14 protein-coding genes are annotated in these 22,084 nt (G+C 68.5%); 4 read left to right on the plus strand and 10 right to left on the minus strand.

Going from position 1 to position 22,084, the window contains the following annotated elements; all coding sequences use genetic code 11:
• Positions 1 to 218: 218 nt before the first annotated feature.
• The 4 genes from G020_RS0105820 to G020_RS0105835 are packed head-to-tail and all read right to left on the minus strand — an operon-like array spanning position 219 to position 5,390.
• Positions 219 to 893, minus strand: a complete 675-nt coding sequence (locus tag G020_RS0105820) for a cytochrome b/b6 domain-containing protein (protein WP_024328957.1) — start codon at positions 891 to 893, stop codon at positions 219 to 221.
• A 5-nt stretch (positions 894 to 898) separates the two neighbouring features.
• Positions 899 to 2,101, minus strand: coding sequence for a lipocalin-like domain-containing protein (locus tag G020_RS0105825; protein WP_024328958.1), 1,203 nt, complete (start codon positions 2,099 to 2,101; stop codon positions 899 to 901).
• Positions 2,101 to 4,647: an FtsX-like permease family protein gene (locus G020_RS0105830; RefSeq protein ID WP_024328959.1), complete on the minus strand. Its 2,547-nt coding sequence runs from the start codon at positions 4,645 to 4,647 to the stop codon at positions 2,101 to 2,103. Before G020_RS0105830 ends, G020_RS0105825 begins: the two co-directional genes overlap by 1 nt.
• Positions 4,644 to 5,390 (minus strand): ABC transporter ATP-binding protein, encoded by a 747-nt coding sequence (locus G020_RS0105835; protein ID WP_369774041.1) that lies wholly within the window; start codon positions 5,388 to 5,390, stop codon positions 4,644 to 4,646. Before G020_RS0105835 ends, G020_RS0105830 begins: the two co-directional genes overlap by 4 nt.
• Before the next feature lie 358 nt (positions 5,391 to 5,748).
• Between G020_RS0105835 and mgtE (G020_RS0105840) the strand changes: the two genes are divergently transcribed.
• From mgtE (G020_RS0105840) to G020_RS0105855, 4 genes are all read left to right on the plus strand, one after another.
• Positions 5,749 to 7,110, plus strand: coding sequence for a magnesium transporter (mgtE, locus tag G020_RS0105840; RefSeq protein WP_018946334.1), 1,362 nt, complete (start codon positions 5,749 to 5,751; stop codon positions 7,108 to 7,110).
• Positions 7,111 to 7,123: 13 nt separating this feature from the next.
• Positions 7,124 to 8,482, plus strand: coding sequence for a magnesium transporter (gene mgtE / locus G020_RS0105845; RefSeq protein ID WP_024328961.1), 1,359 nt, complete (start codon positions 7,124 to 7,126; stop codon positions 8,480 to 8,482).
• Between the two features lie 115 nt (positions 8,483 to 8,597).
• Entirely contained in the window at positions 8,598 to 9,824 is a 1,227-nt protein-coding gene (ispG, locus tag G020_RS0105850) for a flavodoxin-dependent (E)-4-hydroxy-3-methylbut-2-enyl-diphosphate synthase (RefSeq protein ID WP_024328962.1), read from the plus strand.
• Entirely contained in the window at positions 9,821 to 10,111 is a 291-nt protein-coding gene (locus G020_RS0105855; protein WP_024328963.1) for a hypothetical protein, read from the plus strand. The genes ispG and G020_RS0105855 overlap by 4 nt, the downstream gene beginning before the upstream one ends.
• A 15-nt stretch (positions 10,112 to 10,126) precedes the next feature.
• Here the strand turns inward: G020_RS0105855 and G020_RS14770 are convergent, their stop codons facing one another.
• From G020_RS14770 to rpsO, 6 genes are all read right to left on the minus strand, one after another.
• A complete protein-coding gene (locus tag G020_RS14770; protein WP_081647392.1) occupies positions 10,127 to 14,575 on the minus strand; it encodes a response regulator in 4,449 nt (1,482 codons plus the stop codon).
• Positions 14,576 to 14,590: 15 nt separating this feature from the next.
• Positions 14,591 to 15,511 (minus strand): diguanylate cyclase, encoded by a 921-nt coding sequence (locus tag G020_RS0105865; protein WP_024328965.1) that lies wholly within the window; start codon positions 15,509 to 15,511, stop codon positions 14,591 to 14,593.
• Entirely contained in the window at positions 15,508 to 18,768 is a 3,261-nt protein-coding gene (locus G020_RS0105870; RefSeq protein ID WP_024328966.1) for a hybrid sensor histidine kinase/response regulator, read from the minus strand. Before G020_RS0105870 ends, G020_RS0105865 begins: the two co-directional genes overlap by 4 nt.
• A 106-nt stretch (positions 18,769 to 18,874) precedes the next feature.
• Complete coding sequence (locus G020_RS0105875; protein WP_019021183.1) at positions 18,875 to 19,495, minus strand: class I SAM-dependent methyltransferase; 621 nt, start codon at positions 19,493 to 19,495, stop codon at positions 18,875 to 18,877.
• A gap of 26 nt (positions 19,496 to 19,521) precedes the next feature.
• The gene (pnp, locus tag G020_RS0105880) at positions 19,522 to 21,609 is read right to left on the minus strand and encodes a polyribonucleotide nucleotidyltransferase (RefSeq protein WP_019590683.1); all 2,088 of its coding nucleotides are present in this window, start codon (positions 21,607 to 21,609) and stop codon (positions 19,522 to 19,524) included.
• A 160-nt stretch (positions 21,610 to 21,769) separates the two neighbouring features.
• Positions 21,770 to 22,039, minus strand: a complete 270-nt coding sequence (gene rpsO, locus G020_RS0105885; RefSeq protein WP_018869942.1) for a 30S ribosomal protein S15 — start codon at positions 22,037 to 22,039, stop codon at positions 21,770 to 21,772.
• Positions 22,040 to 22,084: the final 45 nt, after the last annotated feature.

Raw genomic sequence — 22,084 nt, forward strand, 5'->3', positions numbered from 1 at the left:
ATCCCGGGCCGCGTCAGCGGACCGGGATGCGGCAGTCGGGGTGACTTCTTTGGGTCCTTTCTTGTTCACACAAGAAAGGACCTCGCGGCGCGCTCGCGAGAGAGCGCCCCCCCGGCGGCAGCCAAAGCCGCCGACTCCGCAGCACCAGCTCAAAGCCCCGCGGCAGCGGTCAGGCCCGGCAGCAGCCCGTTCGCTTGCAAGCAAGCTCCCACAGCCAGTTATCCCCAGACGGACCCGACCCCGAACACCAGTGCGGCCACCATCAGCGCCAGCACCAGCCCGAACCAGGGATTCGCGATATGCGGGTGGTCCGACCAGGCTCCGCGCTTGTAGCCGGTGATCATCGCCCCAATCAGGCGGATCCGCAGGATGAACTGGTAGGTGAACACGGCCAGTACGTGGACGCCGATCACGATCAGCAACAGATCGAAGTTCCAGTTGTGCAGCCGCGTCATCGTACGTTCGACGTCACGGCTGACGGAATCGGCCAGCGGCCCCTGGTTGAAGATGTCGTCATTGGCGAACAGCCCGGTGACCGCCTGCACCAGCAGCAGCACCAGCATCAGCAGGATCGCCCAGCCACCCAGCGGGTTGTGGCCGAGGTATTCCGGCGCCGTCCCGCGCAGTCGGCCCCACACGTAACGCGCGACCGTCACCGGCCCCGCCAGCCAGTGGCGAAAACGCGCCGTCTCGCTGCCGACAAAGCCCCACACGATGCGGAACAGCAGCAGCCCCAGCACGGTGTAACCCAGCCACTTGTGCCACCGGAACAGCATGAATTCGGTGCTGGTGTACCACAGGCCCACCAGACACAGCAGCAGCCCCCAGTGAAAAACCCGCGTCGGCCAGTCCCAGACCTTCACCCGCAGGGCATCCGCGTTGCCACCGGTCATTCCGTTCATTCCTCGTCCTCGCGTTCATAGCCGGTCAGTTCCACGAAGCCGCGGCCCAGAAGCTCGCCCTCCTGGTCACGGATGTCCACCGCGCCTTCCCAGTAGGGAATGACCGTATCCATTTCCTGAAATTCCCGCACCGCCTCCACGCGGAAACGCCGGGGCGAGTTGCCATCCGGCAGCGTGACCGTCATCGCCCAGACCACCGGATAGCGGTTCCCCGAGGGCATGCGCGCATGCCGCAGCGGCTCCAGCTCCACATGTTCCGGGCGCAGCTCGTGGTCCGGGGCATCGGCCGGCATCCAGCGGCCCTTCGACCGCTCGTGGGGCGCGCCGTCCTCGCGGCGCAGCTGGTAGTACATGAGGTCGGTCCCGTCGTCGAACTGCAGCGCAAACCAGTTCCAGCCGATCTGGCCCGCGGCCAGCGCGCCGCTGCTCCATTCGCGGTCCAGCCAGGCCTGCCCCGACAGCAACCGTTCGTCGTCGTTGGCGTCGCGCAGGGTACCCCGCGCGGCGATCCGCGGGACCGAGTAGTAGTAAGACGCATTGCCCGGCTCCGGCCCCTTCTGGCTCAGACCTGCCTCGCCCTGCAGCACCGGGGCGCGCTCCGGGTCCAGCTCCAGTTCCAGCTCGCGCCCGTCCACCGTGAACCGCAGGTCCCAGGTGTCGCCCGCCAGGCCGGCCAGCTCCCAGCCCTCCAGCCACACCCGACCCGCCGGCTCGCTGGCCCCGGCCAGCCCGGCGGCATCCCGGGCGAAACGCTCCTCCGAACCGTGCCAGTCGCCCTCCACATCGAGGATCGCAGCATGCGCCATCCACAGCCGCGGCGTGGCCCAGCTCGACCCATGAAACGCCGGGTCGCCCTCCAGCTCCGGCGCCAGCGCCACCCGGAAGAAGGTGATGTGAAAGCCATGGCGTCCGCCGTCGGGGTCATCCAGATTGCCGGTCAGATACCACCACTCGTTGCGAAACCCCGGGTGCGGTCCGTGATCCCGGGGAAACTCGAAGGCCCGCGGTCCGTCGGCGCGACGAAAGCCCTCGACATCCTCCACCCCCAGGGCATCGCCGACCCGCAGCGCTCCGCCGTTCCCGTCGACCCCGGCATCGGGCTCCGGGGGCTCCCCGGTGCACGCCACCAGGGCCATCAGAAACACGCCCGGGGCGCCCTCCCGGAGCACATCCAGTCCTCGGCGCATCATTCCCGCCATCAAGCCACCTCCCGCAACGCCGGCAGCAGGCGCATCCGCGCCATGCGCCAGGCCGGCCACAGCGAGGCCAGCAGGGCGGCCACGAGGCCGATGAACACCGTCCCGGCCACCTCGCGTCCCGGCCAGCGCAGGTCCATGCCCCAGCCGAAGGCCTGACGATTGATCACCTCGATCAGGATCCAGCCCATCCCCAGCCCCCCGGGGATCGCCGCGAGCACCGCGAACAGCCCCAGCACCCCGCCCTGCAGCAGCACCAGGCCCCGCACGCCCCGGGGTTCCAGCCCCAGGCTGCGCAGCGTCGCGAACTCGCGGGCGCGCTCCATCTGCAGCGCCATCAATGCCCCGAGGATGGCGATGAAGGCTACTACAAGGGTGATGATCCGCAGCAGGTGGGTGACCGCGAAGGTCCGGTCGAAGATCGCCATGGATTCCTCCTCGAGAGTGTCGGGCCGCGTTACCACCGCGGCCGGATCCCGCTCCACCAGCCACGCCTCGATGCGTTCGGCCGCAGCGGCGGCATCCGCACCCGATGGCAGGACAAGCCCGAAGGACCCCACGCCGTCCGGCGCCGGACCGTCACGCGCGTACGCCGCATGGGGCATCATTACCCGCCCCCGGGGCGAGCCATAGTCCCGGTAGACCCCTGCCACCGCGAATGACCGGCGGCCGCCCGGCACCATCAGCTCGAGGGTCTCCCCGGCCTGCAGGCCATGGTGCGCGGCGAACGGCTCGGTCACCAGCACGGCCTCGCCGGCAGCCAGACGGTCCGCCAGCCCGCCCCGGGGACCATCCACCTGCAGCAGCGGCAGGTGTTCCAGCCAGTCGGGATGCGATCGCACCACGAACAGCTCGACCCGACCCGCGTCGCTGCCGGTTTCCACCGTGGTACCGGTACTCAGCGATTCGGCCCCGGACTCGCTCAACAGCGGCCCGGCCCAGGCCTGCGGCAGCCGCGCCGAATCCCGTGCCGCGGCCGGCGCGACCGGAGTGACATAGAGGTCGGAGGTCAGGGCCTGCCCCAGCCACTGTTCCACGCTGCCGCGAAAACTGCCCACCATCACGGAGACTGCGATGGTCGCGGCCAGAGCCAGGGTCAGGGCCGAGACGGCCGGACCGCTGCGCGAGAGACTGCGTTCCAGGCTGCGCAAGCCGATCCGCGTCAGGGTCCGACCAGCGCTGGCGACGGCGAGACCACGCAGCACCCACGCCAGGGCCCACGGCAGCAACAGCACGAACCCGGCAATCAGCAGGAACAGCCCGAAGAACGCCCCCGGCAGGCCCCCGAGTGCGCTGATCAGCACCAGCGCCCCGGCCGCCAGCAGGATCAGGGAAGCCGCCGCGACGCGTTGCGCCCGCCGCCGCGCCCGCAACTCGCCACCCCCCGCCCCCTGCGCCGAGGGGCCCGCGTGGCGGGCCGCTTCCAGTGCCGGGGCCAGCGCGGCCAGCAGCGCCACGCCCACGCCCAGCACCAGCACGGCCAGCAGTGCCAGCGGGCGGGGGGTCACCCGGGTGACCGCTGCGGCGAAGAAATGATCGGTGACCGTCTGCGCCACCTGCGCGACCAGCACCTGCGCCAGGGCAATCCCGGCCAGCGCCCCCAGCAGCGTCCCGATCAGTCCGACCAGCGCGGCCTCCAGCAGGACCACGGCGACGACCCGACCGCGTCCCACCCCCAGCAGGCGCAGGCTGGACAGGAGCTCGCGCCGGCGCAGCACCGAAAACGTCTGGGTGTTGTAGACCAGGAAGGCCGCGATCAGCAGCGCCAGCAGGCTCATCGCCGTCAGGTTGATGCGAAACGCCCGCGCCAGTTCACGCGAGGCCTGATCGCGTGCCCCGGACGCGACGATCTCGAGCTCCTCGGGGTTCACCCCCGCGGCCCCGGCGGCCCGCTCCAATGCGCGTTCCATCGCCCGTTGCGCCTCGGCGTCCGCCAGCCGCAGGTCGATGCGGTCGAGGCGCCCCTCGCGGCCCAGCAGGACCTGGGCGGTGGCGATGTCGGTCACCCACACCCGACCGTCGTCCTGGCCGGCGCCGTCGGCCGCGAGCACCCGCACCGCGTGGCGCCCGCCGGCGGCCTGCAGTTCGGCCCGGTCGCCATCCGCCGCATCCTGCTCGGCGAACCACTGGCGTGGCGGCAGCACCGTTCCGGGCTCGGTCAGCAGCCGCTGCACGGGTGCCGCGCCGATGTCCGAGGCGGCGCCGCGGAACGGCCCCTCGGCGAACGGATCCACGCCCAGCAGGTAGATACTGCGACCGTCTTCCAGCCGCGCGGCCCCCTCCACCACCGGCGCCGTCTCCCGCTGGCCGGCGGTGCGCAACTCCGCATACACGGCCTCGGCGAATCCCTGTGGCGGCCCCAGCACCTGATGGGTGGCGGTACCGGCGACGGTCTCCATCGAACGGTCGAAGGCGCGCTGCGCAGACTGATTGGCCAGATCCACGGCCAGCACCACGGCGACCGCAATAACCACCCCCAGCAGGGTCAGTACCCGCTGCAGGGGGCGGCGCCACCAGTCCCGCATCCAGGCCCGCCACACCAGATTCATGGCCTTGCGGCACCCTCCAGGCGGCCGTCGCGCATGGTGTAAATGCGGTCGAGGCGTCCGGCCAGTTCCGCGCTGTGCGTCACCAGCAGCAGGGCGCTGTCATGCGTGGCCACCTGCTCCAGCAGCAGCGAGAAGACCGACTCACCGGTGACCGAATCGAGGTTGCCGGTCGGTTCGTCGGCCAGGATCAGGGCCGGTTGATGCACCAGCGCGCGGGCGATGGCCACGCGCTGCTGTTCCCCGCCGCTGAGGGCTTCGGGCAGGCGTCCGCCCAGTCCTTCCAGACCGACCGCCGCCAGCGCGGCGTCCGCACGCCGGCGGCGCTCCGCCACCCGCGCCCGGCGGCCCGGAACGTCATCGGGGAGCCCGGCCAGCTCCAGCGCCAGCATCACGTTCTCGCGCGCATCGAGAGTGGGGATCAGATGGAACGACTGGAACACGATCCCCGCGACACGCCGGCGCAGACGCGTGCGGCCGGCCTCGTCCAGGGCACCGAGCGAGGCCCCCGCCAGCCGCACTTCGCCCTCGCCCGGGTGCTCCAGCCCCGCGGCCAGGTGCAGCAAGGTGGACTTGCCGGAACCGCTCTCGCCGACGATCGCCACCCGCTCCCCCGGCGCCAGTGTCAGGTCCACCCCGCGCAGCACCGGCGTGTCCGGCGTGCCCGGATAGGCGAACGCCAGTGAACTCACGGTCAGGACCGGTTCCCTTGACGGAGCGGCGGGCGGGGAGGGATGGGAAGACATGTATGGCTCCATCATGAACAAGCGACCGGGCGCGGCCGGAAAGGTTCGCGCCAGCGGGCAAACCGGTGCAAGCATTGCGTGCAAGCACTTGAATGAAACGGAAGACCCGTTAAAATGAGGGAACCTGCCACAAGGGAACGCATGATGAAACGCCGAACACGCTGTCGATCTATCGTCGCCCGGCCGTAAGCACTGTGCACCCTTCTCCGCCGCTTCCGCCGGGCCTCATGACACAAGAGCGCCGGGAGGCGGCCGGATCCTTCGATCTGCCCCGTCCTGGAAATCCGATTACGACGGTCCTTCGTCATCACCGCACCGCGCGTGCCGGTGATCCGCAATCGACCGCCGGGAGCAGGGCATGGAACACAACCTCGAACAGTCCATCATCGAGCTGCGCGAACTCGTCCGCCTGGACGACCGCGACAGCCTCGACGAGCTGCTGGACTACATGCGCATCCAGGACATCGCGCATGCGCTGATGGAACTGCCCTCGGACGACGTGGCCCCGATCTTCAACCGGCTGCATCCCGGGCGCAAGGCCGACGTCTTCGCCTATCTCGACATCCCGTTCCAGCTGCGACTGCTGAATGCATCCTCGCGCGAGGATGCGCGGTTTCTGCTCTCCGAGATGGAAACCGACGACCTCACCGCCCTGCTCCAGACCCTGGATGCCGAGCGTCTGCGCGAATACCTGCGTCTGCTCCCGTTCCGGGCCATCCGCCGGGCGCTGAAGCAGCTCAACTACCCCGAGGAATCGGTCGGCCGCGTGATGTCCCCGTCGGTGGTAGCCGTGGACCCGGACTGGACGCTCAAGCGCGCACTGGCCCACGTGCGGCGCACCGGTGACGAACACTCCAACAACGTGATCTTCGTGGTCGACGATGACCGCACCCTGCTGGCCGCCATTCCCATCCGGCGGTTCCTGCGCGCCGAGCCCGACAGCCCCGTGCGCAGCCTGATCGACGACGAATCGCCCTACACCGTGCAGGTGGACGCCGACCGCGTCGAGGCCGCCCGGCGCATCCAGCACTACGACATCGAGAGCCTGCCGGTGGTGGGCGACAACGGCGAGCTGCTGGGCGTGGTCACGGTGGACGACGTGATGGACGTGATCGAGGCCGAGTCCACCGAGGATTTCCACAAGCTGGGTTCGGTGGGCAACCTCCCGCTGAGTCCGCGCCAGGCCAGTCCGTTCCTGCTGTATCGCAAGCGGGTCGGCTGGCTGCTGGGGCTGGTGGCGTTCAACACCCTGGGCGCCTTGATGATCTCGCAGTACGAAGAGGCCATCGAAGCCGTCGCGGTGCTGGTGTTCTTCTTGCCGCTGATTATCGGCTCGGCGGGCAACGCCGGAGCCCAGAGCTCGACCCTGATGGTGCGGGCCATGGCCACCGGCGAAGTCACCGCGCGGGACTGGCTGCGCCTGTGGGCCAAGGAACTGGGCGTGGCGACCACCATCGGCGTCAGCATGGGGATCGCCGTATCCCTGCTGGGCCTCTGGCGGGGCGGAACGGAGATCGCCATGCTGGTCGCCCTGGCCATGACCCTGGTGGTTACCGGTGCCAGCATGGTGGGCATGCTGCTGCCGCTCCTCCTCGACTGGCTGAAGCTGGACCCGGCCACCGCCAGCGTACCGCTGGTCACCGCCATCGCCGACCTCGGCGGCATCGCCATCTATTTCTCGCTGGCCGTGGCCATGCTCGGCCTAGCCACGCCGGCCTGAACGGGATACCCCCATGAGTCCGACCGACGTCGACATCGAGAACCTCCCCGACACCCTGCGCACCGCCCTGGAGCAGGGCTCGGACGGGCCGCTGAACGCGATCTGCAACGCCCACGCGCCCCCCGACCTGTCGGACGCGCTGGAGACCCTGCCCGAGGATCAGGCGGTCGCCTTCTTCCAGCGTCTGGAGCCGGCTTGCGCCGCGCCGGTGTACGCGCACCTGGAGCCCGATCACCAGTCCCGGGTGCTGGCCGCGCTGGACGAGCAGCAGGCCGCGGACCTGGTCAGCGCGCTGTCGCTGGATGACGCCGTGGCGGTGATCGACGGCCTGGGCGACGAGCATGCCGACTCACTGATGGAAACCCTCCCGGCGGAGAGCCAGGAGGCGGTCGGATCACTGCTCGCCTATCCGGAGGAGAGCGCCGGCCGCGTGATGACCCCGGAGTACGTCACCGTGCAGCCCGAATGGACGGTGAACGAAGCCATGGAGCATCTGCGCGCCAACCACGAGGTCGCGGAGACCGTGAACACGGTGTTCGTGACCACCGCGGCCGGCGAGCTGCTGGCCTGGGTGCGGCTGAAGGAGCTGCTTCTGGCACGGCCGTGGAACCGGGTATCGGAACTGATGCACACCGACGTGGCCAGCATCACCGGCGAGGAGGACCGGGAGGAAGCAGCCCACCGCATCAGCCACTACGACCTCAACGTCCTGCCGGTGGTCGACGACCAGGGCCACATGCTCGGGATCATCACCGTGGACGACGTAATGGATGTCCTGCGCGCGGAGACCACCGAGGACTTTCACCGCATGGCTGCGGTGGGCGACGTGGTGCTGTCGCTGCGCGACGCCAGCATGGGCCTGCTGTACCGCAAGCGCATCGGCTGGCTGCTGATCCTGGTGGTGGTCAACATCTTCGCCGGGCTGGCCATCGCCCACTACGAGGCGGCCATCGAGTCGGTAGTCGCGCTGATCTTTTTCCTGCCGATGGTCATCGCCTCCGGCGGCAACACCGGCTCGCAGGCCGCCACCCTGGTGGTGCGCTCACTGGCGATCAACGATGTCCGATTGCGCGACGCCTGGCGCCTGGGCGGCAAGGAACTGGGGGTCTCCACCGCGCTGGGGCTCACCCTGGCGGCCGCCATCTGGCTCTCCGGCAACTGGCTGGGCTCGCTGGAGGTCGCCAACGCCATCGCCCTGGGCATGTTCCTGGTCGTGGTATTCGGGGCGATGTTCGGCATGCTCCTGCCCTTCGCCCTGACCGCCATGCGCATGGACCCCGCGGTAGCCAGCGCACCGCTGATCACCTCGGTCATCGACATCGTCGGGATCCTGATCTATTTCGGCGTGGCCGTGGCCGTACTGGGCCTGTAACGGGCGTCGCCGCCGTGCAAACACCCGTGCGGCCTGCGGCGGTTCGGCAGGCCCGCGCGACTGCGTTAGACTCGGGCCTCTTTCCGGCGACCCCGTTCCGCGCGAGTACACGACCATGAGCAGCAGCCCCGTCCGCCACCGTACCGTCCCCGTCCGCGTTGGCCCCGTGACCGTGGGTGGCGATCACCCGGTGGTGGTCCAGTCCATGACCAACACCGACACCGCCGACGCACTGCGTACCGCAGTGCAGGTCGCGGAACTGGCTCGCGCGGGCTCGGAGATCGTGCGCATCACGGTCAACTCCGAAGATGCGGCCAGGGCCGTGCCGGAGATCCGCGAGCGCCTGGATGCAATGGACCTGGACGTACCTCTGGTCGGCGATTTCCACTTCAACGGCCACAAACTGCTGACGAAGTACCCCGAATGCGCCGAGGCCCTGGCCAAGCTGCGCATCAACCCGGGCAACGTCGGCCGCGGATCGAAGCGCGACGCGCAGTACCAGGCGATGATCGAGACCGCCATCCGCTTCGACCGGCCGGTACGCATCGGCGTGAACTGGGGCAGCCTCGATCAGGAACTGCTGGCGCGCATGATGGACGAAAACGCGCAGCAGCCGGAGCCGCTGGAACCCCAGGCAGTGATGGAGCAGGCCCTGATCACCTCGGCGCTGGAGAGCGCCGCCGAGGCCGAGCGCATCGGCCTGCCGCATGACCGCATCATCCTGTCGGCCAAGGTCAGTGGCGTGCAGCCACTGATCCGGGTCTACCAGGACCTGGCCGCGCGCTGCGACTACCCGTTGCACCTGGGCCTGACCGAGGCCGGCATGGGGGCCAGGGGGATCGTCGCCTCCACCGCCGCGCTGTCCGTCCTGCTGCAGCAGGGCATCGGCGACACCATCCGCATCTCGCTGACCCCGGAGCCCGGCGGGGACCGCACACAGGAGGTGAGCGTCGCGCAGGAGATCCTGCAGAGCATGGGCCTGCGCAGCTTCCTGCCCTCGGTGGTGGCCTGCCCCGGCTGCGGCCGCACCTCCAGCGAGTACTTCCAGCACCTGGCGCAGGACATCCAGAGTTATATCCGCCAGCAGATGCCGACCTGGAAACAGCATTACCCCGGAGTGGAAGAGATGACCGTCGCGGTGATGGGCTGCGTGGTCAACGGCCCCGGCGAGAGCAAGCATGCCGACATCGGCATCTCCCTGCCCGGCACCGGGGAGCAGCCGGTCGCGCCGGTCTACGAGGACGGCGAGAAGACCGTGACCCTCAAGGGCGAACATCTCGCCGAGGACTTCCAGGCCCGCGTCGAGGCCTACATCGAACGCCGCTACGGACAGGCCGGATGAGCGTCACCCACGATCCGCAACTGCTGCAACGCGTGCAGGCCCTGTTCGAGGACCCGCGCATTCAGGGCTGCAACTGGCAGCCGCGGCTGTTCTGGCACCCGACGGAAAGCGGTGGTGCCTTCGGTGCGCCACGAGTGGACCCGCGCGAACTGGAGGTGTTCCTGGCGACGGTGGCGGGCGAGGCCTCGCAGTGTCTCGACGCCCTCGAGGCCGACTGGCCCGGGCGCGGCCGCTTCCTGGCCGCCAACGCCCGGCGCCACGAACTCCCGCTGTTCACCCGCGTCTGAACCGCCGGACCCGGGTCATTCCCGCATGCCGTCCAGCAGCCGGTCCAGTGCCGTCAGGGCGGCGTCGAAGTCCAGGCTCTCCAGCCCCTCGGCGATCGCCCGCACCTCCGGATCGAGACCGCGCCCCTCGAGCTGCGGCCGCAGCCCGTCGAACTCGCGGCGCGCACCCAGCTGATTCTGTGCCACGCGTTCACGCAGCGCGCGCAGCGCCTCATGCGGGAACGGCCCGAGGGGCTCCGCCGAAACCCCACTCGGGTTCTCCTGGTCACCCCCGCCGCGCGCCGCTCCGCCCAGTCCGGCCACCGCTTCCGTCGCCTCGACCAGGGCAACCTCCAGGGACTGCAAATGCGTCTCCAGCTCCTGCGTTTCCGGGTCGCCGTCACGCAGGGCCAGTTCCACCGCCTCTGCGGCGGTGCGCAATTCGGCGGCCTCCAGCGCCGCGGCCACCCCCTTGAGGGAATGCGCCAGGCGTTGTGCGTCTTCCGTGCGATCCTGCTCGAGCCACTCCCGCAGACGCCGGCCGGCGTCGCTGTAATCCCGCTCCAGACCGGCCAGCATCTTGCGCAGCAGGGCCGGCTTGCCACCACAACGAGCCAGCGCGGCCGGAAGGTCGAACGGTGGCAGCGACTCCGGCAGATCGGGCTCGGGCGCGGGCTCCGGCGCCGCCTGCATGGCGTCCGCGCCGGCCTCGCATGCCTGCGAGTCACCCGCCCCCGGGACGTTGTTCATCCAGCGGCCGAGCGTTTCCTCCAGCACCTGCGGATCGATGGGCTTGGTCACGTGGTCGTCCATGCCCGCCTCCAGGCTGCGCTCGCGGTCGCCCTCCATCGCGTGGGCGGTCATGGCGATGATCGGAATCTCGGCCAGATCGGGGCGTGCGCGGATGCGCCGGGTCGCGGTCAGTCCGTCCATCCGGGGCATCTGGATATCCATCAGGATCAGGTCGAACGTCTCGTTGCGTGCCTTCTCCACCCCCTCGCGCCCATCCTCCGCCCAGGTCACTTCGCAGCTCAGGTCCTGCAGGAGTTCGGTCGCCAGCTCGCGGTTGATGACATTGTCCTCCACCAGCAGGACCCGGCTCCCGGACATGTCCGCGGATTCCCGTTTGCCCTTTTCCGCCGGCGCGGGCATCGGGGAGGTCTCCTCCGGGTGCACGTGAAACAGTCCCGAAAGGGTATCCAGCAGGGTGGACTGGCTCACCGGCTTGAGCAGGATGCCGTCGACCCCCGCACGCTCCGCACGCCCCAGAACCTCCTCGCGGGCAAAGCCGGTGACCATCAGAACCGCGGGCATTCGCGCCCCTTCGTGGGCCTTGATGCGCTGCGCCACTTCAATGCCGTCGACGCCCGGCATGCGCCAGTCGGTCAGCACAAGATCGTAGGGACGTCCCTCTTCCAGTGCCTGATCGATCTGCGCCAGTGCGGCAGCACCGGAGGGCACCACCTCCACCTCCATCCCGAGGTAACGGCACATCTCCTCCAGCGTCTCGCGGGCGCTGGCGTTGTCATCCACCACCAGCGCGCGGCGGCCGGCCAGCTCCGCGCCGGTAAGCCGTTCACCCAGGGTCTCGTGCGGATCCCCGGCGGCCGTATTCAGCCCCAGGCGCACACTGAAATGGAAGGTACTGCCCCGTCCCGGCTCGCTCTCGAGACCAATCTCGCCCCCCATCATCTCCACCAGCTGCCTGGAGATCGCCAGACCCAGGCCCGTGCCCTCCTGCTGGCGGGTCACGGAGCCGTCGAGCTGGGTGAAGGACTGGAACAGCCGCCGGGTCTCCTCCCGGCTCATGCCGGGGCCAGTATCGCGCACTTCGAAACGCAGCACGGCTTCGTCCTCTTCCATGCGTTCGCAGGTCGCGCCCACCACCACCTCGCCTTCCTCGGTAAATTTCACCGCGTTGCCAACCAGGTTGGTGAGGATCTGTCCGAGCCGCAGGGCGTCCCCCGTCAGGTGGTGCGGAAGAGCGGGATCCACCCGGTGCACGAGCTCCAGCCCCTTGTCCTCGGCCTTCAGACCGACGATGTCCCAGACGTTGCGCAGCACGTCTTCCAGCTCGAACGGGCTCTCCTCCAGCTCCAGCTTTCCGGCCTCGATCCTGGAGAAATCCAGAATGTCGTTGATCAGCCCCAGCAGGGCCTGGGAGGCACTGTCAATACGGTCCAGATAGCCACGCTGTTTTGGAGTCAGGTCGGTGCGCCGGGCCAGGTGCGTCATGCCGATGATCGCATTCATCGGCGTACGGATCTCGTGGCTCATGTTGGCGAGAAATTCGCTCTTGGCCCGGGTGGCAGATTCGGCCTCGTCACGGGCCCGGGTCAGGGCCTCCTCGGCCCGGATGCGATCGGTGATGTCGTAGTTGGCCGCCCGCTGCCCCATGTACAGCCCGCTTTCCGCATACACCGGGGTGCAGTGATGGCGCAGCCAGCGCTCCTCGCCCGCGCGCGTGACGATGCGGAAATCAAACGCGCCATCCACATGCTTCTCGTGGATCTCGTACAAATGCTGATCGAACCCCTCGCGATCCTCCACGTGCACGATCTCGCGCAACAGGTCGGGGTTCCGGTAGAACTCGGCATCGCCGTAGCCGGTCACCGCCTGACAGGAAGGCGAGCAGTAGCGGAACTCGAACTCGGGAGTCAGCCAGTAGATCCAGTCAGTCGCCAGATCGCTGATCAGGCGAAAGCGCTCCTGACTCTCGCGCAGCTCGGCCTCGCTTTCGCGCCGGCGGGTCACATCCAGCATGGAGCCCACCGTCCCGCGCGCCCGACCCTGTCGATCCCGCAGCACCCGCGCGGTGACGTCCATCCAGCGCACCGCACCCTCGCTGGTCAGCACGCGCAGCTCCTCGTTGTACTCGGCCAGCCGGTCACCCACGAAGGCGTCGCACTGGTTGCGACCGTACCCCTGATCCTCCGGGTGCAGCAGATCCATCCAGCTGTGCCCGATGAACGGCTCCCGGGCCAGGCCCGTAACTTCGCTCCACGACGGACTCAGATAGGTGATGCGATGCTCCAGATCCGTCTGGAACACCACCTCCTTGAGATTCTCGGCGATCACCCGGAAATGATAGTCGGCCGCAGCATCCTCTCCTCCGTCGCCCGGGATCACGGCATCACGCCCGGCCGGTCCGGCGGTGACGGTGGCTGCGGGCGGGAGATCGCAGGTCACCGGCTGCGCGGACTCAATGGCGGCCCCGCCGGGACGGTTGCCCTGGCGCGGGACGGTGTCGCCATAGAGATCCAGGCTCGTGTCCCCGGTGATGGACTGAAAGGTCTCGACGATCTGGCCCAGGCCGACCGGCAGCACGAACCCGGGGCTGCGTCCGTAACTCTTGCGCCCGAGCACGAAAAGCCCCGGCTCGGGATTGCCCACGGTGGACACCCCGAGGCTGTGCCACAGCTCGTGCGGATCCTCGACGGTCGCGAGCATGGCCGCAGCCAGCCCCATGGGCGCGCCGGTGGCGTAACAGGCGTGGAACTGCAGCGGTTCCAGCCAGGCGTTGTCCGGGACATGGCCAGTCAGCGCGTGCACCCGGTCCACGCTCATGCGCCGGGGCCCGTCGGGTCCGCGGAGCTCCACATCCAGCCCGCCACGCACGCCCGGGCCGCGCTCCAGCCGTACCACCTGCGTCTGCGCCAGCCGCCGTGCGCCACGGTCACCGGCGGTCGCCTCCAGGACCCGCGCGAAGCGAGCCCCGCGCTCGGGAAACGGATCCCGCTGCGGCCAGTCGGCCGGCAGGGGGGCCGGTTCCTCGAAGGCCCACAGCAGCTCCGCTGGCGGCGAGCCCGTCGGCGGATCCAGCCAGTGTTCGACCGCAAGCGCGGCCTCGGCGCCACCCCCGGCAACAAGGATCCGTTCGGCGGGCGGCAGGGCTTGATCATCCCCGACCTCCGGCGCCCGGGGCCCGTACAGGATGCGCCCGCTCAGCTCACGCTCCCCCGCGGCCGGCAACCCGCCCGACCCCAGCCACTGTGGGTGTCCCGCCACGCCGGTGGTGTCGATCAGCAGATCGGCCTCCAGCTGGCGCTCGCGTCCCTGCTCGTCCACCAGAACGCGGAATGGGTGACGGGCGCGCTCCGGATCGCCAATGCCGGTATTCGCCCGCATGCCGTCGCGACTTGCCGCCAGCACGCGCGTCTCGAACAGAAGATCGCAACCCCGGTACGCCAGCACCCCGGCGAGCCGCTCGCAGTACTCGCGACGAAACTCGCCGGCGGTCGGGAAAGCATCCGGATCGGGAAGGGCATGCCCCTGCCCGCGCAACGCGTCACGCCCCAGCGGCGAGGTGCACTGTTTCCAGGGGGTGAACATCCGTATCCCGGCCCAGTCCCGCAGCGCGGGAGCGACCGCGCGGGAACGCTCGGCCAGCAGCACACGATAACCCAGCCGCGTGGCATACAGCGCCGCTTCCAGCCCCACCGGGCCGGCTCCGGCAATCAGTACGGTCTTTCTGGAAGCCCTCATTTTGCCCTCCGTGGCTCAGCGCTCCGCCGATTCGGCGGCACAGACCCGGTTTCGCCCCTCCGCCTTGGCCCGATAGAGCTGCTCATCGGCCCGCGCCACCACCCGCAGCGCCGACTGGCGTGGCTGGCAATGCAGCGTGGCCACGCCAAGGCTGGCGGTCACGTGATCCGCCACTTCGGACGCCGGATGGGGGACACCGAGTTCGACGATCGCCTCCCGCACCCGCTCGGCCACTGCCGCGGCATCCTCCAGCGCGGTTTCCGGCAGGATGCAGCCGAACTCCTCCCCCCCGTAACGTGCGGCCAGGTCGGCGGGACGCGAGATGGTCTCGTCCAGCACCCGCGACACTTCGCGCAGACAGTCATCCCCGCGGACATGGCCCAGGGTGTCGTTGAAGGGCTTGAAATAATCGATGTCCATCAGGATCACCGAAAGGGCGTCCCCGGTCCGCGCCAGACGCGCATTTTCACGCTCCAGGGTCTCCTCGAACTGGCGCCGGTTGGCCAGGCCGGTCAGTCCGTCGGTCACCGCCATGCGGGTCAGTTGATCGCGGGCGCGCTTGAGCTCGATCTGATGCTGCACCCGCAACCGGACCACCGGCGGATTGATGGGCTTGTTCACGTAGTCGACCGCGCCCAGTTCCAGACCCCGGGCCTCGCCCTCGGTATCTCCCACCCCGGTAATGAAGATCACCGGGACGTTCGCCGTCGCGCGCTCGGACTTCAGCCATTCACAGACCTGAAAACCGTCCGTTCCCGGCATCATCACGTCGAGCAGGATCACGTCCGGACGCGCCGAGGCGGCAAGATCCAGCGCGCGTTTCCCGTTCGTGGCGAACAGCACCTCGTGTTCGTCCTCGAAGATCCCGGCCAGCAACTCGATGTTGGCAGGCTCGTCATCCACCACGAGGATACGTGCCCGATGGTCACTGTTCATAAGCCTTCCCCACTTTCCCTCAGCAGCCGGTCCACCGCCACCAGCGCCTGTTCGAAATCCAGTTGTTCAATGCGGGACCCCAGTTCCCGCACGAGGGCGTCCTGGCCGTGCCCGAGGAGCCGTCCGCTCAGCTCGCGGAAATGCGCCCGGGCACGCAGGTTGTTGCCTTCGATCAGCACACGCAGCTCGCGCAGCTCATCCTCGGGCAGGGGGCCGGTCTCCATATCGTGAAGGGGCCCGTCCCCGGAACCGCTCTCCGGGGCATCCTCCGCGTCCCCGTCGGCAACCAGACCACGGGCCGCTTCCAGTGCCGGCGCCAGGTGCTCGTCCAGCTCCGCAAGGCGCCCGAACGCGGCGCCCTCGTCTCCCTGCGCGAGTTCATTCTCGATCCGCTGCGCGCAGGCCTGCACTTCGCGCAACTCCAGGGAACCCGCGACGCCCTTGAGCGAGTGCGCCAGTCGATGCGCCTCGTCGCGGTGGCCGGTTTCCAGCAGCGACCGCAATTCCTCGACCACCCCGCTGTAACGCTCCTCCAGGCTGAGGATCATGCGCCGCAGCAGCGACGCCTTGCCGTTGCAGCGCGCCAGTGCCGCCGGGAGATCGAACGGCGGCAGCTCCTGCGGCAGCCCGTCGCCGCCCGACGCACCGGAACCGGTGGTCGCAGACGGCATTGGCGAGCCCGTGCTGTCATCGCCCGCCCCCCCGGACGCGGCTCCCTGGTGCACGCATCCGATCCACTCGGAAAGTGTCCGGGCCAGGGCAGCGGGGTCGATCGGCTTGGTGACATGGTCGTTCATCCCCGCCTCCAGGCTCTTCTCGCGATCGCCGGCCATCGCATGGGCCGTCATCGCGATCACCGGAAGGTCCCGGAAACGCGCGTCCCACCGCAGCTCGCGCGTGGCACTCAGCCCGTCCATTTCGGGCATCTGGATGTCCATCAGCACCGCGTCGAAGGATGCGGCCTCAACGGCCGCCAGCGCCTCGCGACCGTCCTCCACCGTGGTGACGTCACAGCCCAGATCCTCCAGGAGCTCCACCGCCAGATCCCGATTGATGGCGTTGTCCTCCGCCAGCAGGATGCGGCAGCCGTCCAGGCGCGGCGTGTCGGCCGTCATGCCGGGGGCCGCTTCGCGCACCCGGTCGCCTTCATCATCCGCATTCAGGAGTTCGACCAGGGTGTCGTGCAGCGTGGATTCGGTCACCGGCTTGAGCAGGAGACCATCCACGGTCTCTTCCGCCTTCTGCAGGATTTCATCGCGGCTGAACCCGGTCACCATCAGAACCGAAGGGACCTGTCGCTTGCGTTCGGCATTGATGTTCTGCGCCACCTCCAGACCATCCATCCCCGGCATGCGCCAGTCGGTCAGCACCATATCGTAATGCACGCCCTTTTCCACCGCCCGGTCCAGCATGCCCAGGGCATCCGGGCCGGAGGGCGCCGTATCCGCCTCGATTCCCAGATCGCTCAGCATCGCGGCCAGGGTTTCCCGGGCCGCGTCCGAGTCATCGACCACCAGCACCCGGCGCCCGCGCAGTGATCGGGACACGACCGGACGCGCGGGCTGTACCTGCTCCGTCTCCACGCCCAGACGTGCGGTAAAGCTGAATGTCGCCCCCTCGCCGGGCGTGCTTTCCACCCCGATGTCGCCGTGCATCATTTCCACCAGCTGCTTGCTGATCGCCAGCCCGAGCCCGGTGCCTTCCTGGCGCCGGGTCACCGAGCTGTCCAGCTGCGTGAAAGAACGGAACAGCCTGCGGGCCTCCTCCTCGGACATCCCCGGTCCTGTGTCGCGCACCGAGAAGCGCAGGGTGGCATAGCCGTCGTCGATCGCCTCGGCCGAGACATGCACCACAACCTCGCCCTGCTCGGTGAACTTGACCGCATTGCCGGCGAGATTGGTCAGAATCTGCCCCAGCCGGAGGGCATCCCCTCGCAGCAGGCGCGGTGTACCCGGCGCGACGTGGTGCACCAGTTCCAGTCCCTTCTCCTCGGCCCGGTGGCCGACCACGTCGGTGACCCCGTTGAGCACGGAATCGAGGTGGAACGGGGCATCTTCCAGTTCGAGCTTGCCGGCCTCGATCTTGGAGAAATCGAGGATGTCGTTGATCAGGCCGAGCAGGCGCTGGGCCGCATTGTCGATCTTGTCCATGTACCCCCGCTGACGGGGGGTCAGTTCGGTCCGCCGGGCGAGGTGACTCATGCCGATGATCGCGTTCATCGGCGTGCGGATCTCGTGGCTCATGTTGGCCAGGAACTCGCTCTTCGCGCGGGTGGCGCTCTCCGCCTGCTCGCGTGCGAGCTTCATCTCGCTCTCCAGTTCCCGGCGCACCCGCACCAGCCGGTTGAGGATCAGCGCCGTGCCGCTTCCCACCAGGACCACGGCCACCACGGTCCACAGGGCGAACTGCCAGAGCAGATCGCGCAGCGGTTCGGTCACGGCCGAGCGATCCAGGCTCAGGACCTGGTACCAGTCCGTACCGGGAATGGGAGTGGCGTGCAGCAGGCGTTCCTCGCCATCCATCACCACCTCGCGCAGCTCACCCTCGTACGACGGGTCCAGCGGGTCGAAACCGCCGCCTTCCTCGATGGCATCCACCAGCGGCTGCAGCACCCGCGAGGAATCCGGGTGGGCAACCACCATGCCGTCCTCGTCGACCAGCACCATATGGCCGTCCCAGCGCAGATCCAGACCGGCCACGCTGGCAGCCACCTCCTGCAGGCCGATGTCCCCGGCCGCCACCCCGTGCAGCTCGCCGGTGTCGCGGTAGACCGGCGCGCCCATGGAGATGATCAGCCGGTCCTGCGCGGCATCTTCGAACGGCGTGGTGATATACAGACCATCGTTCAGCAGCGCGCCCTCGTACCAGGGTCGCGTACGCGGGTCGAAATCACCCGGCAGTGAAGCCTCGGGATCCGACATGATCATGCCGCCCTGCGCGTCACCGACATAGGTCAGATCGACCTCGCCCATGCGCTCGAACTGCTGCAGCACCGGACGCGGATCGCGCCCGACCGGCACCTCTTCGGCCAGCCCCTCGATCAGGCGCGCATTGGAGGAAAACCACTGGGATACGTAGAGTGCGGTGGACTCGGAAGTAGAGGTCACTTCCGAGCGCACCGCTTCGCGCGTCTCGCCCTCCAGCATCTGATACGCCACGGTCGCCAGCACTGCGCCCAGCAACACGATGGCGGCCAGCACGAGCAGCAGAAGCCGGTAGTGGAAAGACTGGAAAGAGGCCTGGTCACGCTGAGTCATCGGCGGTTTCCCGGAGTAGGCATGCCACGCATGCGGGCACGGGATGATTCCCGCAAGACCGTAAGGGGTTCAGGCCTGTGGGCGCAAGCGCGCCGGAGGGCTCGGGTTATCCGGCCGGTTTGCGGAACGCCACCTGCTTCCAGTAACCGAACAGGCTGGCGGGTTCCACCGCCTCGGGCTCGCAGCCGGTCAGGTGCACGAAGTGGTCGAGCTCCATGTCCGGACGAAAGCCCACCGCCCGCGAAAGAGGCCGCAGGCTGCGTTCCACCCCGCGCAGCAGCCATTGCCGGGACGCGAAATGGTTGACCAGCAGGATCTGTCCGCCCGGACGGCACACCCGCCACATCTCGGCAAACATGCGATCGGGATTGGGGACCACGGACGCCACGTACATCCCGACCACGGCGTCGAAGCTGTCGTCGCGAAAACCGAGTGCCTCGGCGTCCATCTCGGCCACGCCGCGCACCCCCGGCAGACCGCCGTTGATGCGTTCCTGCGCGACCTGCAGCATCTCGCGCGAGACGTCGATCCCCACCAGGTCCACGCCGTCCGGGTACTCCGGGAAGGAGATCCCGGTGCCCACGCCCACTTCCAGCACCCGCTTGCCTTCCAGCGGCGCCAGGGTCTTCTGCGCACTGTGCCGCCCGGTGGCGAAGACCCGTCCGAAGGTGGCGTCGTAGTGCCGTGCGTAACGCCGGTAACTCTTGCGTATGCTGACCAGATCCATGCCTGTCGCCCTCGAAGGAAAGCTGCTCAGGCGTCCTCTTCGACCGCCTTCATGCTGAGCCGGATGCGGCCCTGCTTGTCGACCTCCAGCACCCGGACGGTGACCGAATCGCCCTCGGACAGGAAGTCGCTCACGTTCTCCACGCGCTCGTCGGAGATCTGCGAGATATGCACCAGCCCGTCACGACCCGGAAGGATCGACACGAATGCGCCGAAGTCCATGATCTTGGCGACCTTGCCGGTGTACTGACGCCCCACCTCGATGTCGGCGGTCAGCTCCTCGATGCGGCGCTTCGCCTCGTTGCCGGCGGCGGCATCGGTGGAGGCGATCTTGACCGTGCCGTCGTCCCCGATGTCGATGGTGGTACCGGTCTCCTCGGTCAGGGTACGGATGGTCGCGCCGCCCTTGCCGATCACGTCGCGGATCTTGTCCGGGTTGATCTTCAGGGTGATGAAGCGCGGTGCGTGTTCGGACATCTCCTGACGATGGGTGTCCAGCTCGGCGTTCATGCAGCCGAGGATGTGCAGCCGGCCTTCGCGCGCCTGCTCCAGCGCCTGTTCCATGATCTCGCGGGTAATCCCGTCGATCTTGATGTCCATCTGCAGTGCGGTCACGCCGCCCGAGGTCCCGGCGACCTTGAAGTCCATGTCGCCCAGGTGGTCCTCATCGCCGAGGATATCGGAGAGCACGGCGAAGCGGTCGTCTTCCTTGATCAGCCCCATCGCGATGCCCGCGACCGGGGCCTTCAGCGGCACACCGGCGTCCATCAGCGCCAGCGAGGTACCGCACACCGAGGCCATGGAACTGGAGCCGTTCGACTCGGTGATCTCGGAGACCACGCGCACCACGTAGGGGAAGTCCTCGTCGCTCGGCATCACTGCGGCCACGCCGCGCTTGGCCAGCCGGCCGTGGCCGATCTCGCGACGCTTGGGCGAGCCGACGAAACCGGTCTCCCCGGTGCAGTACGGCGGGAAGTTGTAATGCAGCATGAAACGGTCGCGACGCTCGCCCTCGATCGCGTCGATCACCTGGGCGTCGCGGTCCGTGCCCAGGGTGGCCACCACCATCGCCTGGGTCTCGCCCCGGGTGAACAGCGCGGAGCCATGGGCCCGCGGCAGGATGCCGGTCTGCACATCGATCGGGCGCACGGTCTTCGTGTCGCGGCCGTCGATGCGCGGGTGGCCGTCCAGGATACGGTCACGCACGAGGCGGTATTCCAGATCGTGCAGGGCCGTCTTGACCGCATCGGCATCGGGGCCGGATTCGTCGTCACTGGCCAGGGATTCGACCAGGCGGCTGCGCAGTTCGCTCAGGCGCTGGCTGCGGGTCTGCTTGTCGGCGATCTGGTAGATCTCGGTCAGCTCGTCGCGCGCGGCGGCGGCCACGCGCTCTTCCACCGAGGCCTCGCTCTCCGGCGCCTGCCAGTCCCAGGCGGGTTCCCCCGCCTCGGCCGCCAGTTCGTTGATCGCGCGGATCGCAGCCTGCAGCTGTTCGTGACCGTACATCACCGCGCCCAGCATGGTTTCCTCGGACAGCTCGCTGGCCTCCGACTCCACCATCAGGACCGCGTTCTCGGTCCCCGCCACGACCAGGTTCAGCTCGGATTCCTCCAGCGCGCTGAAGCTCGGATTCAACTGGTACTCACCGGCGCGGTACCCCACGCGGGCGGCCCCGATGGGCCCGCCGAACGGCACACCCGAGAGTGCCAGCGCCGCGGAAGCACCGATCATCGCGGGGATGTCGGGATCCACCTCGGGGTTGATCGAGACCACCGTCGCGATGACCTGGGTTTCGTTCTTGAAGCCTTCGGGAAACAGCGGACGAATCGGACGGTCGATCAGGCGCGAGGTCAGGGTTTCCTTCTCGCTCGGGCGCCCTTCACGCTTGAAGAATCCGCCCGGGATCTTGCCCGCGGCATAGGTCCGTTCCTGGTAGTTGACGGTCAGGGGGAAGAAGTCGCGCCCCGGGTCGGCCTCCTTGCGGGCGACCACGGTGACCAGGACCACGGTCTCGGCCATGTTGACCAGCACCGCGCCGCTGGCCTGGCGGGCAATGTCTCCGGTTTCGAGCGTTACGGTGTGATTTCCGTACTGGAACGACTTCTTGTATGACACGTTTTTTCCCGTTTCCCTTTGAATCCCGATGCGGCCCGCCGACCGGCCGCCTTGCTGCAGCGGACGGCGGGCCCCGTAAAGTTCTGGCCGCAATCGATGCCCCGAACAGGGGCCCAAACAAACGGGCCCGCACCGGAGGCGCGGGCCCGAGGGGCGGGGCCTAGCGGCGCAGGCCCAGTTCCTTCACGATCGACTGATAGCGTTCGACGTCCTTGCGCTTGAGATAGGACAGCAGCTTGCGACGCTGGCTGACCATCTTCAGCAGGCCACGCCGGGAGTGGTGATCCTGCTTGTGCTTGTCGAAATGGCCCATCAGATGCTGGATGCGCGCCGTCAGGAGTGCAATCTGCACCTCGGGCGATCCGGTATCGTTGGCATCGCGCTTGTGCTTCTCGACGATGGCCGACTTCTCTTCGGTAGTGAGCGACATGTAAGGCTGACTCCTGATTCCTGAACCGTCTGTCTGAGTGGCCAG

The sequence above is a fragment of the Thioalkalivibrio sp. ALR17-21 genome (assembly GCF_000420185.1).
GTDB lineage: Bacteria > Pseudomonadota > Gammaproteobacteria > Ectothiorhodospirales > Ectothiorhodospiraceae > Thioalkalivibrio > Thioalkalivibrio halophilus.

Bases quoted from the DNA above. Each gene is read 5' to 3' on its own strand.
- G020_RS0105820 (WP_024328957.1), bottom strand. From the start codon at position 893: ATGACCGGTGGCAACGCGGATGCCCTGCGGGTGAAGGTCTGGGACTGG.
- G020_RS0105825 (WP_024328958.1), bottom strand. From the start codon at position 2,101: ATGGCGGGAATGATGCGCCGAGGACTGGATGTGCTCCGGGAGGGCGCC.
- G020_RS0105830 (WP_024328959.1), bottom strand. From the start codon at position 4,647: ATGAATCTGGTGTGGCGGGCCTGGATGCGGGACTGGTGGCGCCGCCCC.
- G020_RS0105835 (WP_369774041.1), bottom strand. From the start codon at position 5,390: ATGTCTTCCCATCCCTCCCCGCCCGCCGCTCCGTCAAGGGAACCGGTC.
- mgtE (WP_018946334.1), top strand. From the start codon at position 5,749: ATGGAACACAACCTCGAACAGTCCATCATCGAGCTGCGCGAACTCGTC.
- mgtE (WP_024328961.1), top strand. From the start codon at position 7,124: ATGAGTCCGACCGACGTCGACATCGAGAACCTCCCCGACACCCTGCGC.
- ispG (WP_024328962.1), top strand. From the start codon at position 8,598: ATGAGCAGCAGCCCCGTCCGCCACCGTACCGTCCCCGTCCGCGTTGGC.
- G020_RS0105855 (WP_024328963.1), top strand. From the start codon at position 9,821: ATGAGCGTCACCCACGATCCGCAACTGCTGCAACGCGTGCAGGCCCTG.
- G020_RS14770 (WP_081647392.1), bottom strand. From the start codon at position 14,575: ATGAGGGCTTCCAGAAAGACCGTACTGATTGCCGGAGCCGGCCCGGTG.
- G020_RS0105865 (WP_024328965.1), bottom strand. From the start codon at position 15,511: ATGAACAGTGACCATCGGGCACGTATCCTCGTGGTGGATGACGAGCCT.
- G020_RS0105870 (WP_024328966.1), bottom strand. From the start codon at position 18,768: ATGACTCAGCGTGACCAGGCCTCTTTCCAGTCTTTCCACTACCGGCTT.
- G020_RS0105875 (WP_019021183.1), bottom strand. From the start codon at position 19,495: ATGGATCTGGTCAGCATACGCAAGAGTTACCGGCGTTACGCACGGCAC.
- rpsO (WP_018869942.1), bottom strand. From the start codon at position 22,039: ATGTCGCTCACTACCGAAGAGAAGTCGGCCATCGTCGAGAAGCACAAG.